Annotated in this window: 19 protein-coding genes; 13 read left to right on the top strand and 6 right to left on the bottom strand. The window is 73.0% G+C overall.

Translation table 11 applies throughout. The features are described 5' to 3' along the window. Nucleotides 1-232 precede the first annotated feature (232 nt). From VF468_22820 to VF468_22775, 10 genes are all read left to right on the top strand, one after another. Nucleotides 233-856 (top strand): hypothetical protein, encoded by a 624-nt coding sequence (locus VF468_22820; GenBank protein HEX5881122.1) that lies wholly within the window; start codon nt 233-235, stop codon nt 854-856. Next, the gene (locus VF468_22815; GenBank protein ID HEX5881121.1) at nt 856-1,287 is read left to right on the top strand and encodes a phage holin family protein; all 432 of its coding nucleotides are present in this window, start codon (nt 856-858) and stop codon (nt 1,285-1,287) included. The genes VF468_22820 and VF468_22815 overlap by 1 nt, the downstream gene beginning before the upstream one ends. A gap of 17 nt (nt 1,288-1,304) precedes the next feature. Further along, on the top strand, nt 1,305-1,805 hold the full coding sequence (locus VF468_22810; protein HEX5881120.1) for a hypothetical protein: 501 nt from the start codon (nt 1,305-1,307) through the stop codon (nt 1,803-1,805). Continuing rightward, complete coding sequence (locus VF468_22805) at nt 1,802-2,773, top strand: YihY/virulence factor BrkB family protein (protein HEX5881119.1); 972 nt, start codon at nt 1,802-1,804, stop codon at nt 2,771-2,773. The genes VF468_22810 and VF468_22805 overlap by 4 nt, the downstream gene beginning before the upstream one ends. Further along, nucleotides 2,770-3,549, top strand: a complete 780-nt coding sequence (locus VF468_22800) for a gamma-glutamyl-gamma-aminobutyrate hydrolase family protein (GenBank protein HEX5881118.1) — start codon at nt 2,770-2,772, stop codon at nt 3,547-3,549. Before VF468_22805 ends, VF468_22800 begins: the two co-directional genes overlap by 4 nt. A 36-nt stretch (nt 3,550-3,585) precedes the next feature. Then, nucleotides 3,586-3,957, top strand: coding sequence for a hypothetical protein (locus tag VF468_22795; GenBank protein HEX5881117.1), 372 nt, complete (start codon nt 3,586-3,588; stop codon nt 3,955-3,957). A gap of 83 nt (nt 3,958-4,040) precedes the next feature. Then, entirely contained in the window at nt 4,041-5,651 is a 1,611-nt protein-coding gene (locus VF468_22790; protein ID HEX5881116.1) for a molybdopterin-dependent oxidoreductase, read from the top strand. A gap of 190 nt (nt 5,652-5,841) precedes the next feature. Next, a complete protein-coding gene (locus VF468_22785) occupies nt 5,842-6,477 on the top strand; it encodes a sigma-70 family RNA polymerase sigma factor (protein ID HEX5881115.1) in 636 nt (211 codons plus the stop codon). Next, complete coding sequence (locus tag VF468_22780) at nt 6,459-6,755, top strand: zf-HC2 domain-containing protein (protein HEX5881114.1); 297 nt, start codon at nt 6,459-6,461, stop codon at nt 6,753-6,755. Before VF468_22785 ends, VF468_22780 begins: the two co-directional genes overlap by 19 nt. A gap of 57 nt (nt 6,756-6,812) precedes the next feature. Then, nucleotides 6,813-7,007 (top strand): hypothetical protein, encoded by a 195-nt coding sequence (locus tag VF468_22775; GenBank protein ID HEX5881113.1) that lies wholly within the window; start codon nt 6,813-6,815, stop codon nt 7,005-7,007. Between the two features lie 79 nt (nt 7,008-7,086). Here the strand turns inward: VF468_22775 and sodN are convergent, their stop codons facing one another. Further along, nucleotides 7,087-7,500: a superoxide dismutase, Ni gene (sodN, locus tag VF468_22770; GenBank protein HEX5881112.1), complete on the bottom strand. Its 414-nt coding sequence runs from the start codon at nt 7,498-7,500 to the stop codon at nt 7,087-7,089. Nucleotides 7,501-7,584: 84 nt separating this feature from the next. Here sodN and lepB point away from each other — a divergent pair, with 84 nt between their 5' ends. The 3 genes from lepB (at nt 7,585) to VF468_22755 (ending at nt 9,485) form a co-directional block, all read left to right on the top strand. Beyond that, nucleotides 7,585-8,076: a signal peptidase I gene (lepB, locus tag VF468_22765; GenBank protein ID HEX5881111.1), complete on the top strand. Its 492-nt coding sequence runs from the start codon at nt 7,585-7,587 to the stop codon at nt 8,074-8,076. Nucleotides 8,077-8,108: 32 nt separating this feature from the next. Next, entirely contained in the window at nt 8,109-9,065 is a 957-nt protein-coding gene (locus VF468_22760) for an NAD-dependent epimerase/dehydratase family protein (GenBank protein HEX5881110.1), read from the top strand. 204 nt (nt 9,066-9,269) lie between these two features. Then, a complete protein-coding gene (locus tag VF468_22755) occupies nt 9,270-9,485 on the top strand; it encodes a helix-turn-helix domain-containing protein (protein ID HEX5881109.1) in 216 nt (71 codons plus the stop codon). 27 nt (nt 9,486-9,512) lie between these two features. Here the strand turns inward: VF468_22755 and VF468_22750 are convergent, their stop codons facing one another. The 5 genes from VF468_22750 to VF468_22730 form a co-directional block, all read right to left on the bottom strand. Continuing rightward, nucleotides 9,513-10,136, bottom strand: coding sequence for a DUF5317 family protein (locus VF468_22750; protein HEX5881108.1), 624 nt, complete (start codon nt 10,134-10,136; stop codon nt 9,513-9,515). An 8-nt stretch (nt 10,137-10,144) separates the two neighbouring features. Continuing rightward, on the bottom strand, nt 10,145-10,789 hold the full coding sequence (locus tag VF468_22745) for a response regulator transcription factor (protein ID HEX5881107.1): 645 nt from the start codon (nt 10,787-10,789) through the stop codon (nt 10,145-10,147). 124 nt (nt 10,790-10,913) lie between these two features. Then, nucleotides 10,914-11,162 carry a WhiB family transcriptional regulator gene (locus tag VF468_22740; protein HEX5881106.1) on the bottom strand — a complete coding sequence of 83 codons (249 nt, stop codon included), beginning with the start codon at nt 11,160-11,162 and terminating at the stop codon, nt 10,914-10,916. Nucleotides 11,163-11,410: 248 nt separating this feature from the next. Next, on the bottom strand, nt 11,411-12,334 hold the full coding sequence (locus VF468_22735) for a diacylglycerol kinase family protein (GenBank protein HEX5881105.1): 924 nt from the start codon (nt 12,332-12,334) through the stop codon (nt 11,411-11,413). A 4-nt stretch (nt 12,335-12,338) separates the two neighbouring features. Next, the coding region (locus VF468_22730; protein HEX5881104.1) for a SigB/SigF/SigG family RNA polymerase sigma factor at nt 12,339-12,953 on the bottom strand (615 nt) is incomplete at its 5' end.

Genomic DNA, 12,953 nt, shown 5'->3' with positions numbered 1-12,953 from the left:
TCGCCCGCCAGCTCGCCCGCAGCCAGGACGGCGACCTCCTGCTGGTCGACCCGGCCAGCGGCCGCGGCGCCCGCTTCGAGCTCCACCTCCCCCTGCTCCCGGACGCCACCGGATCCTGACGGCGGCGCAATCCGTCGTTTTGGAGCTCGATGCCGGGATAGACAGACGCGTGCGCGCGCTTGAACCATCAAGCCGATCGAGGCATGCGGCGAGGCATGCAGGAGGAGATGTCATGACCCAGTACGGCACCGACCCGGTGTACCGGGACCCGGTCGCGGAACCGCCGGCCGGTTCCACCAGCGACCAGGTGAAGGACCAGGTCCGCGACAAGGCCCAGGTGGCCCAGGACAAGGCGCGGGGCGCGCTCGGGCAGGCCAGGGGCCGGCTCGGCGACCAGGTGGACCAGCGCTCGACCCAGGCCGGGGAGCGCATCGCCGGGACCGCCTCGGACGTGCGCTCGATCGCCGAGGAGCTGCGCATCCAGGGCAAGGACGCCCCGGCGAACCTGGCCGAGCAGGTCGCCAGCCAGGCCGACCGCGTGGGCGACTACCTCAAGGGGGCCAGCGGCGACCGGATCCTGCGCGACGTCGAGGACTTCGCCCGCCGCCAGCCCATGCTGGTCGCGGCCGGCGCCCTCGCTCTCGGCTTCGCCGCCTCCCGGTTCCTGAAGGCGTCCAGCGGCCGCCGCTACGAGTCCGCCTACCGGAGCTACGGCGACGGAGACTACGACCGGACCTACGCCACCAGCCGCTATGACACCCGGACGGCCTATGGCACCGGGACGTCGTACGGCACCGGCGCCGGCTACGAGACCGAGGTGCCCGTCACCGACGTCTACGCCGAGCGGAGGACGTGATGGCCGCGACCCAGGACCCGGCGGGCACCGACGACCTGCGCGACCGTTCCCTGGGTGAGCTGCTCAAGCAGCTCTCGGAGCAGACCACCCGCCTGGTCCATCAGGAGCTGGAGCTGGCCAAGGCCGAGCTGCAGGAGAAGGGAAAGCAGGCCGGCCAGGGCGCCGGGCTGTTCGGCGGCGCCGGGGCCATCGGCCTGGCCGCCCTCGGGGCGCTGACGGCCTGCTTCATCCTCGCCCTGGACATCATCATGCCGGCCTGGCTGGCCGCCCTGATCGTGGCCGTCGTCTACGGGATCGTGGCCTTCGTCCTGGTCAAGCAGGGCCAGGCCAGGATGAAGCGGGCGGCCCCGCCGTTGCCCGAGCAGACCATCGAGACCGTGAAGGAGGACGTGGAATGGGCCAAGACCCAGATGCGATCCGACAGGACATAGAGCAGACCCGAGCCGAGATGGGCGAGACCGTCGAGGCCGTCGGCTACAAGGCGGACGTGCCCTCGCGGGCCAAGGAAGCGGTGAGCGACAAAGTGGAGAACGTCAAGTCGAAGGTGAGCGACACCGCCACCCGGGCCAAGGAGGCCGTGACCGGCGCGGCCGACCGGGCCGGCGAGGCCACCCCGAGCCGGGGTGAGGTCAAGCAGCAGGCCCGGCGGGCGGCCGGGATGGCCAAGGAGAACCCGCTGGGGCTGGCCATCGGCGCCGCCGCCATCGGGTTCCTGGCCGGGCTGGCCGTGCCCTCGACCAAGATCGAGGACGAGAAGCTGGGCCCGGTGGCCGACCAGGTCAAGGACAAGGTCAAGGAGACCGGCCAGGAGGCCCTTGACCGGGGCAAGCAGGTCGCCCAGGAGGTGGCCAGCACCGCCGCCGACACCGCCAAGGAGAAGACCCAGGAGCAGGGGCAGGAGCTGGCCGGCAGCGCCCGGCAGCATGCCGAGGACGTCAGGACGCAGTGACCGAGCGCGACAACGGCCAGGCGGCCGGCAGGGACGCCGAGCGCCCCGGCGAGATCCCGCCGAGGGGATGGCTCGCCATCCTCAAGCGGGTCAAGGCCGAGGTGAAAGAGGACAACGTCACCCTGCTGGCCGCCGGCGTCGCCTTCTACGCGATGCTGGCCATCTTCCCGGCGATCATCGCCGTGGTCACCGTCTACGGCATGGTCGCCGACCCGGCCCAGGTCGAGTCCCAGGTGGACGAGTTCGCCAAGGGCCTGCCGGCGGGCGCCGGCGAGCTGATCACCGAGCAGCTCAACAACGTGGTCAACGCCGGCCGGCAGGCCCTCTCGATCGGCCTGGCGATCAGCCTCCTGGCCGTCCTCTGGAGCGCCTCCGGCGGAGTCCAGGGGCTGGTCAAGAGCCTCAACCTGGTCTACGACGAGCGCGAGACGCGCGGGTTCGTCAAGCTGCGCGGCCTGTCGCTGCTGCTCACCCTGGGGGCGATCGTGGTCGTGGTGGTCGCCTTGGCCCTGATCGCGGTCTTCCCCGGCGTGATCGACGATCTCGGGCTTGGGCAGGCCGGCGAGCTGGCCGCGTCGATCTCCCGCTGGGTGGTGCTGGCCCTGGTCGTCCTGACCGCCCTGGCGGTGCTGTACCGCTACGCCCCCGACCGGGCCAACCCGCGCTGGCGCTGGGTCAGCTGGGGGGCGGTGGTCGCCTTGGTGGTCTGGCTGCTAGGCTCCGTCGGGTTCAGTTGGTACGTCGACAACTTCGGCAAGTACAACCAGACCTACGGCGCCCTGGCCTCGGTGATCGTCTTGCTCCTCTGGCTGTTCCTCTCCTCCTTCGCGGTGCTCCTCGGCGCCGAGTTCGACGCCGAGATCGAGCGCCAGACGGCCAGGGACACCACCACGGGCCCGGACCGGCCGCTGGGCGAACGCGACGCCGAGGTCGCCGACACCGTCGGTGAGAGCCCCCGGAGCCGGTGACCGCCCCGCTGATCGCGATCCCGACCTACCATCTCGGCCCCGGCCGGGTGGGGAACTGGGAGGGCGCCTACGCCCTGCCCGAGCCGTACGTGGCCGCCCTGGCCGCGGCCGGGGCCCAGGTCGCGCTGCTGCCGCCGTCGGCGCCGGCCGACCCCGAGGCGCTGCTGGCCGCCTTCGACGGGCTGCTGCTGGCCGGCGGCGGCGACATCGAGCCGGCCCGCTACGGTGCCGCCGACCATCCGGCCCAGTACGGGACCGACCCCGACCGTGACGAGCTGGAGCTGGAGCTGGCCCGGGCGGCGGTCCGGCTGGGCACCCCGACCCTTGGCATCTGCCGCGGGGTCCAGCTGCTCAACGTGGCCTTCGGCGGCACCCTGGTCCAGCACCTGCCGGACGGCGACGGCCTGGTCGAGCACCGCAACGAGGCCAAGCAGGCGATGCACGGCCTCCGGGTCGAGCCCGGCAGCCGCCTGGCCGAGGCGCTCGGCCAGGTCGAGGCCGAGGGCCTGTCCCACCATCACCAGAGCCTGGACCGCCTCGGCGACGGGTTCCGGCCGGTCGCCTGGGCGCCGGACGGGCTGGTCGAGGGGATCGAGCGCGACCAGGGCTGGACCGTCGGCGTGCTCTGGCATCCCGAGAGCACGGCACAGGCCGACCCGGTCCAGCACCGGCTGCTGCGGTCCTTCGTGGAGGTGGCGTCCCGGCGTGGACAGGCGTTTTGGCGCCGACGCGCCGAGCCGGTAGGGTTCGGCGGTCCCGGGACCACCGCAGGGTGAGCCGGGACGGCCGGTCCGTGCATACTCCACGGTGAGATGCTGTTCTCCAACTTGGCTGTCGCGATCGCCCTCACGGTGCTGTTCCCGTTGGGGCTGATGGGGCTGCTGACGGCCGGGGAGTGGCTGGAGCGCCGCACCCTGGCCACCGAGGAGGTGGTGCCGCGGCGGCTGCGCCGCATGGACACCAAGCCGCCCGAGGCGGTCGAGGCCATGGTGCTGGAGGAGACGGCCCACGTGGTCGCCCAGTACTGGTCGGCCACGGGCCGCCCGGCCTCCGAGGCCCCCACCCCCCGGCCCGCCAGCAACGGCGACCAGCCGGCCACCCGCTCCCGGAGCAACGGCAACGGCGGCCGCCACCTGCGCCGCCCAGCCACGGGTCGTGCCGGCCGCCACGAGCGCCGCCGGTAGCTGTAGCGTCCGAGAGCCGACCACCTTCTCCGGATCGGCCGCTGGAACCCGCCCAGGACCCTTGGGGCGGCTATCGTGGAAGGATGCAACGGCGCCCGCGCACCTCCGAGGCCTTCGTCGCCGGGGTGGCCGCCATGACCGTGGCCACGGCCGTCCTCGGGCTCGTCCACCTGGTCCAGGCCAGCTTCCCGTTCCCGCCCCTCGGGCTCGCCCAGCGGCTGCTGCGGCTGGTCCCCGGGCCGGTGGCGGTGTTCTTCATCGACCTGCTGGGCCACTGGGCCCTGCGGCTGTTCGCGGTCGGCTTCACCGTCGGCAGCATCCTGGCCGGCGGGGGAGCGGCCGTGCTGGTGGCCAGGACGGCGGGTCCGGGGGCTCATGTAGCCGAAGACGGCAGCCCCCGGAGAACAGCTCCGTCCCGCCCGGCCAGGGCGGCCTGGCTGGCCGCGGGCGCGCTCGGGCTGGCCGCCCTGGCCGGCTACCGGGTCCAGCCGGGCGCGCCCTCGCTGCTCGTCTACGGTGTGGTGGTGGCCGTCGCGGCGGCCGTCTACGCCAGCTTCCTGCTCGGCGCCCTCGGCCGCCTGGAGCGCGACCCGGTCCCGGCGCCGGCCCGCGGGCTCGGCCGGACCCGGCGGGAGCTGCTCCGGGCCGTTGTCGGGGCCGCCGGGCTGCTGGCCACCGGGTTGGCCGTGCGCCGGCTCACCGGCGGGATCGGCGACGCCGGCGGGCGGCCCCTGGCCCGGCCGGCCGGCGCCGCCCCGGTCCGCCCGGCCCCGGCCCCGGCGGCCGGCGACGACCCGGCCCCCTGGGAGATCGCCGGCCTCACCGCCGAGGTCACCAGCAACAAGCTCCACTACACCGTTGACGAGTCGATCATCGACCCGACCGTCGACGAGGGCTCCTGGAGGCTGCGGGTCGACGGCCTGGTCGGGCGGCCGCTCAGCCTCGGCTACGACGAGCTGCTGGCCATGCCGGCCGCCGAGCAGTACGTCACCCTCCAGTGCATCTCCAACCTGATCGGCGGCGACCTGGTGGGCACGGCCAAGTGGACCGGGGTGCCGCTGCGGCGGGTGCTGGAGCGGGCCGGCGGGGCGGGCCGGGGGGCGGTGCGGGTGGTGTTCCACGCCGTCGGCGGCTACTCGGACTCGCTGCCCCTGGCCAAGGCGCTGGAGGAGACCACCGTGGTCGCCTACGGCATGAACGACCGCAGCCTGCCCCGGGCCCACGGGTTCCCGGCCCGGATCATCGCCCCCGGCATCTACGGCATGAAGAACGTCAAGTGGCTGGAGCGCATCGAGGTGGTCGACTACGACTACCGCGGCTACTGGCAGCGCTCCGACGGCTGGGACAACGTCGCCGAGGTCAAGACGGCCAGCCGCATCGACGTCCCCCGGGAGCTGACCGCGGCCGACGCCGGAGTGGTCGCCGGCCTGGCCTGGGCGGGGGACCGCGGCATCCGGCGGGTGGAGGTGTCGTTCGACGGCGGGGCGACCTGGGTCCCGGCCACCCTCCGGCGCGAGCTGGCCAGGGCCGCCTGGCGCCAGTGGCGGCTGCCCCTGCCCCCGGGCGCCAGCGGCCGGCGGGCCATCTTGGTCCGGGCCGTCGACGGCCGCGGCGACCTCCAGACCGCCCGCGAGGCGCCGCCCCACCCCTCCGGGGCCAGCGGTTACCACCAGGTCGACGTGGTATCCGGCTGATCGGCGTCCGAGGGAATGCCGGCCGCGGCGACTCGGTTGCACCCTCCGGAGGCGAGAGGACCGTTCGAGCTGCGGAGGTGTGAGGGTGCGCTATCCTGCCCCGGTGGCGACCCTTGTCCCATGGCCGCAGTTCCTCGGAGCGGAGGATCTCCTGGTACAGCCAAGCTCGACCTCCGATCTCGGCGACGAGATCATCCCGGCGGCGCCCGACGGGGCCCGTGCCCCGGCCACCGAGTCCGAGGAGGAGCGCCGCCAGCGCTTCTCCGACTCGGCGATCCCGCTGCTGGACACCATCTACGCCGGCGCCCTGCGCCTGACCCGGAACCCGGCCGACGCCGAGGACCTGGTCCAGGAGACGTTCCTGCGCGCCTACAACGCCTTCCACCAGTTCGAGCCGGGCACGAACCTCAAGGCGTGGCTGTACCGGATCCTCACCAACGCCTACATCAACGCCTACCGCAAGCAGCAGCGCAACCCGCAGTCGGTGCCGACCGAGGACGTCGACGACTTCTCGCTGTACCAGCGGATCGCCAACGCCAACCCCTCGGGGGCCGAGACGCCCGAGGAGCTGCTGCTCGACCAGATCCCCGAGGAGGAGGTGCGCGAGGCGCTCGACGCCCTGCCCGAGCAGTTCCGCATGGCGGTGCTGCTGGCCGACGTCGAGGGTTTCTCGTACAAGGAGATCGCCGACATCATGGGCACGTCGATCGGGACCGTGATGTCCAGGTTGCACCGCGGCCGGCGCCAGCTCCAGCGGCGGCTGTGGGAGTTCGCGGCCGACCGCGGGCTGCTCGAGGAGGGACAGGAATGGGTTCGGCCGAAGTAGGCGGCGGCGACGAGCGGGTCTGCCGGGACTGCGACGACGTGCTCGGGTTCGTCTGGCTGTACCTGGACCACGAGGCCCCGCCGACCACCTGCGAGGAGCTGGAGGCCCACCTGCTGGAGTGCGAGCACTGCCAGCGGGCGGTCCGCTTCGACCGGCGCTTCAAGCAGCTGGTCCTCCGCTGCGCCGACCCGCCCGAGCCGGTGCCCACCACCGTGGTCGAGTCGCTGCGGGTCCGGGTCGAACGGACGATTCTGCGGGGGAACATCTCCCCGTCGTGAAACCGTCTTTATCTCCATCGGCGTATAGATGGTGGCGGAAGGACGGTGAAGCACACGATGCGCTCCGACAACGTGAAGGGCCACCGGCCCGGCAGCGACCCGCCGCCTTCCAAGGTCGAGCGGGTCGGCCGAGTCTGCCGTGAGCCGGACTGTGACACGCGCCTGTCGATCTACAACAAGACCGGCATGTGCTGGCAGCACCAGCCGCTGATCTTCCCCAACTACCGGGGCAAGCGGCTGGCCAACCCCTAACAAACGCCCAGCGGGCACCTGGTGCCCTACGCCAAGCGGCCGGCTTCCACAGGGAGGCCGGCCGCCGGGCTGTAGAAGGTCAGCCGCTCTTCGACTTCTGGAACACGTCGTCGATCTCGCCGATCAGGTCCAGCAGCTTCTGCTGGTCGGCGGGGTCGACGGAGTGCTTGGCCTGGCCGGCCGCCTTGGTCGCCTGCCAGAACAGGTCGTGGAGGTTGGGGAACTGCTCGAGGTGCTGGGGCTTGAAGTAGTCGGTCCAGAGCACCCACAGGTGGTGCTTGACCAGCTCGCCGCGCTGCTCCTTGATCAGGATGGCGCGGTCCCGGAACACCTCGTCGTCGCTGGCGTGGTACTTCTCCACGATCTTGGCCATCGACTCGGCCTCGATCCGGGCCTGGGCGGGGTCGTACACGCCACAGGGCAGGTCGCAGTGGGCGTCGACGACCCGGGTGGGCCGGATCCAAGCGGCCAAGCGCTCGGCGATCATGCGCATCGTCCCCTTCCGTTCGATGTCTTCGCCCGACGTTACTACCACCCAAGCTTTCGCCGCACACCGCCGTCGCGGCATGATCCCGGCATGCGGAGGACGGCCGCACTGGGCGGCGCGCTGGTCCTGGGCGCCGTGGTGGTGGCCGGGCTGGCCGTGCGCCGGGCCCGGCTGGAGCCGGTGCTCGTCCGGGGCGGCAGCATGCGGCCCACCCTGGAGCCCGGCCAGCGGATCGCCGTCGCCCCCCTGGTCCGCCCGCCGACCCGCGGCGACCTGGTCGTGCTCAGCTCTGGCGGCCGGGAGGTGGTGAAGCGGGTGGTCGGGCTGCCCGGGGAGCGGGTGCGGCTGCGCGGCGGCCGGCTGGAGGTCGACGGCCAGGCCGTCCCCGAGCCGTATCTGGCTGAAGGCTCCGGAGCGGGCGAGCTCGACCTGCGCCTCGGTCCGGCCGAGTACCTGGTCCTGGGCGACCACCGGGCGGCCAGCACCGACGGCCGCGACTTCGGCCCCGTCGCCGCCGACGCCCTCCTCGCCCGGGTCGCCTTCGCCTACTGGCCCCCACGGCGGCTGCGCCGTCGGGGTTAGACTGCGCCGAGCGGCACAACGCGGGAGGAAACGTGCTGGTGGTGGTGGCCGGTGGGGCCGGGTTCCTGGGGGCGAGCCTGGTCGACCGGCTCCAGGCCGAGGGCGACGAGCTCGTGGTGGTCGACGACCTCTCCCACGGGCACCTGGCCAACCTGGCCGAGGCCCGGCGCCGGGGCGGGGTCCGGTTCCACCGCATGGACGTGGCCCAGGGCGGCCTGGCCACCCTGGCCGACCGGCTCCGGGCCGACGCCTGGGTCCACCTGGCCACGGCCATCGACCCGGTCCGGGCCTGGGAGGACCCGACGGGGGAGGCCAGGGCCGTGGTCCCCGGGGGGATCGAGGTCCTGCGGGCGGCGGCGGCCACCGGGGCCAGGGCGGTGCTCGTCTCCTCCGGCGCCTACCTGTACCCGGCCCAGCTCACCGGGGTGACCCGGCCCGGCGACGAGCCCCGCCCGGTGCACCCCTCGGGCGCGGCCAGGCTGGCCCTGGAGGCCTACGCCGGCGCGTTCGCGGCCCGCGGCCTCGACGTGGTCACGCTCGTCCTGGGGACGGTCTACGGCCCCCGGCAGGACCCGCTCGGCCCCGGCCTGGTCGCCAGGGCCGCCTGGACGATGCTCCAGAACCAGCCGCCCCGGGTCGACGGCGACGGCCGCCAGGAGCGTGACTTCCTGTTCGTGGACGACGCCGTCGACGCGATCGCCCGGGCCGTCCACGCCAGCCCGCCCCCCGGCCGGGTCCTGGTCGGCACCGGGGCGGCGACCGGCGTCCTTGACGTGGTCGAGCAGCTCGCGGCCCGGATCGGCTGGGCCGGCGAGCCCCAGTGGGCCCCGGCCCGTCCCGGCGACCCGCGGCGCTCGGCCCTCGACCCGGCGGCCGCCGGCAAGGCCCTCGGCTGGCAGCCGTGGACCCGCCTGGACGAGGGCCTCGGCCTCACCGTCGACTGGCTCAAGGCCCGGCTGCCAGGCCATTATCGCCACATAGGGCGTTGACTCGACCTTCCCTAGTGATCGAACCCTACGTGGAATTTTCGAGCTAAAACCGCCCAACCGGGCTATGGTGGGCGCTCGGGCCAGTCCTAATAATCGCCGTGTTCGCACTGCTCCCAGCAGGGTGACCGAGAGACTCGCTGCCCGCCGCACGTCCTCCTGCTCGGCTCGCCTGTCGGGGTTCGGACTCGAGAAAGGGACGAACCGGTGGCACAACGCAGAACCAGCACCAGGATCGAGGCTCCGAGCTACCTCCGCACCGCCGAGGTGGCCGACATCCTGCACGTCTCGCCCAAGACGGTCTCGAGGTGGGCGAAGGAGGGCAAGCTGCCCTTCCTCAAGACCCTCGGGGGGCACCGCCGCTATCCCGAGGCCAAGATCCGCGAGCTCGCCAACGACCTGCGGGAGGAGCCGACCGGGTAGCGGCCGGACGAGACCAGCCCGGGGGGGTCACTCGGCCCATGTCGTCCACGGGACCGTTCTGGCCTCGTGGACGACATGGGCGGTTCCATCTTCGCGCCGGAACGGGCCGGGCCCGCGGACCAGGTGCTGCAGGAGCAGGAACAGGCCGGCCAGCTCGATGACGGTCCCGTACGCGGTCACGGTGTGCAGGGGCCGGACGGCCAGCCGGTCGCCCAGCAGCCCCAGCCGGGTGCCGCCGCGCTCCAGGACGTGCTTGGGGTCGGGGCGGTCGGGGGCCGGCTGCTCGACCCCGATACCGGCCCGCTCCAGCGTCTCCGCCGGCACCGGCATGCCCAGGTTGGCCAGGACCACGAGCAGGTTGAGGAGCAGGCCGAGGGCGAGCAGGGGCACCCCGGGCAGCCGCCCGTTGGCCCGGGCGACCCCCAGCAGGACGACCAGGGAGGCCAGCAGCAGCACGGCGCCGAGCACGAGCGGGAGGCCGAGGGCCCGCAGCGGCAGCACCACCACCAGGGACTGGACGGCCAGGAAGGCCACGCCGAGACGCGCCGCCCTGACCCCGGGCTCGCGCAGGCGCCGCAGCGACCCGCCCCGGGCCAGGCCGACGGCCACTCCGGCCACGGCCACCAGCAGGAACAGCAGCGGCTCGCCCATGTGCGGGACTATTCCACGATGCCGTGCTTGAGCGCCACGGCCACGGCCCGGGTGCGGTCGGAGACACCGAGCTTGGTGAAGATCCGCTCCAGGTAGGTCTTGACCGTCTGCGGGGAGATGTGCAGGGCCTCGGCCACCTCGCGGTTGGTGGAGCCGTAGGCGATCATCTGCAGCACCTCGACCTCGCGGGCCGAGAGGGCGGAGACGCTCTGCTCGTCCCGGGTGAGCTGGCGGATCTCCTCGATGAACTGGCGGGTCAGGTTGGGGTGGATGACCGCGGAGCCCTCGGCGGCCAGGTGCACGGCCCTGGCCAGGTCGTGGGCGTCGATGTCCTTGAGCAGGTACCCGGCGGCGCCGGCCTGGATGGCCTCGCCGACCCGGGCCTGGGTCTCCTCGACGGTCAGCATGACCACCCGGGCGTTGGGCACGGTGCGGCTGATCGTCTGGGTGGCGCGGATGCCCCCCAGCACGGGCATGCGGACGTCCATGAGGACGACGTCGGGCTGGACCTCCTCGGCCAGGTGCACCGCCTCCTGGCCGTCGCTGGCCTCGGCCACGACCTCGAGCTCGGCGTCCAGCGACAGCGCGGCCTTGATGCCGTCCCGCGTCAGCGGATGGTCATCTGCCACGAGGATGCGAACGACGTCCCCCATACCGCCCCCTTCACCGGACGATCTGTTCATCTCGATCGTACGGCTTCAGGCGGGGCGAATGAACCCGTCGATCTGGACAGGTTCTCGTCCATGTCACGCGGGGCGCCGGCGCTCGGGGGAATTGTCAGGCGATGCGCACCCTGCGGCGCTGCCCGCGGCGCAGCGCGCGCCGCTCCTCCTCGGACAGCCCACCCCAGACGCCCGCATCCTGGGCCGTGTCCAGCGCCCACTGGAGACACTCCTCACGGACGGGGCAGAGCGCACAGATGGCCTTGGCCGACTGCACCTGGGCCTCGGCCGGACCGGTGGTGCCGACCGGGAAGAACAACTCGGGGTCGACATCGCGGCAGCGGGCACGATGGCGCCAATCCATTGACATCCTCACTTTCCGGTGCAAGCCCTGGGGGAAGGGCAAGAGCGGCGTGAGTCTAGGACAGTCGTCCGGCCTTGGGAAGATCCTAATTCTGGCTCGAGCGGTTGAACTCCATCATTTGCCGCACGCCCAAGGTTGGTCGCATCGCTTCCATACCCCGTCTCAGCAGCTCCAAACGCCTGAAAGGCATGGTCATGGCGTATCTGGTCCGATGACGTAATGAGAACGGCCTATATCTCTCGGGAGAATTACACACGCCGGGGGGCCGCGACCACGGCGAGGGTCGCCCGGAGGCAGCTGAAAGTCACGCTGGTCCGGTCGCCGACATATTCGCCGTCGAGTTGGAATGGCAGGGGAATGTCCGATTCCAGGGAGAAGCCGTCGAGGTCGTGGAGGACCGGCAGGCCGGGGTAGCCGGCCTTCGGGTGGGGCGTGAGCATGCCGCCGACGGCCCGCACCAGCGCGCGGGTGGCCATGGTGGTGCCGACCAGCAGGTCGAGCCCGCCGTCCCAGGTGGCCTCGGGGGTCGGCCGCAACGGCCGCCGGCCCAGGTAGGTGAAGGGGTCGCCGTTGCCGACCAGGGTGAAGAAGCCCCGCAGGGGCGGCCGGCCGCCGGGCAGGTGGACGGTCAGGTGGGGTTGCTCGCGGTCGAAGCCGACCAGCAGGGCCTTGAGGCCGGCGGCCACGTACGCGCGGTCGCCGTAGAGCTGCTTGGCCCGCTGGCGGCGCTCGACCTCTCGGACGATCGCCCCGCCCAGGCCAAGGCCGGCGTTGAGGGCGAAGCAGCGGTCGCCGGCCACCCCCAGGGTCAGGCGGCGGCGGGCGCCCGCCGCCAGGAGCTGGACCAGGCGGGCGGCGGCCCGGTCGGGATCGGCCGGCAGACCGAGACCGCGGGCGAGCACGTTGACCCGGCCCCCGCCGAGCAGGCCGAGCGCGGCGTCGGTGTCCCGGAGCCCGTTGACCACCTCGTTGACGGTGCCGTCGCCGCCGAGCGCGGCCACCACCTCGGCGCCGCCGGCCACCGCGCGGGCGGCCAGCTCGGTCGCCTGCCCGGGATGGCCGGTCTGGAGCAGCTCGACCTTGTGCCTGGCGGCCAGCACGGCCACCACCCGGTCGCGCTGGCGCCCGCTGAACCGGCTGGCGTGCGGGTTGGCGATCATCGCGACCCGCACCGGCCTAGCCCGTCTCCTCGTCCTCGAGAAGCCCTTCTCGGAGGATGGCCAGCGTCCGGTTCAGGAGCCGGCTCACGTGCATCTGGGAGATGCCAAGGCGGCCGGCGATCTGGGACTGGGTCATGCCGCCGAAGAAGCGGAGGTACAGGATGCGGCGCTCGCGCTCGGGCAGGCCGGCGATCAGGGGGCCGAGCGCGGCCCGGTACTCCAGCGCCTCCAGGCTCTCGTCCTCGGCGCCGATGTGCTCGCTGACCGCGGGGGCGTCCTCGCCGCCGGCGGGGGCGTCGAGGGAGACCACGGCGTAGGCGTTGGAGGTGTCGAGGCCCTCCAGCACCTCGTCCTCGGGCAGGCGGGCCTTGGTGGCGATCTCGGCGATGGTGGGGGAGCGCCCGATCTCCTGGGACAGCTCGGCCACCACCTTGTTGAGCGACAGGTTCAGCTCCTGGAGGCGCCGGGGCACCCGCACCGCCCAGCCCTTGTCGCGGAAGTGGCGCTTGAGCTCGCCGACGATCGTGTGGGTGGCGTAGGTCGAGAACTCGAGGCCCCGCTCGGGCTCGAACCGGTCGACCGCCTTGATCAGACCCGTCGACGCGACCTGGACGAGGTCGTCGAGCGGCTC

The organism is Actinomycetota bacterium (assembly GCA_036280995.1).
In the GTDB taxonomy this organism is placed as follows: domain Bacteria; phylum Actinomycetota; class CALGFH01; order CALGFH01; family CALGFH01; genus CALGFH01.
The sequence above is the reverse complement of the archived record's forward strand: the minus strand, read 5'-3'. Positions and strand labels throughout refer to the sequence as shown.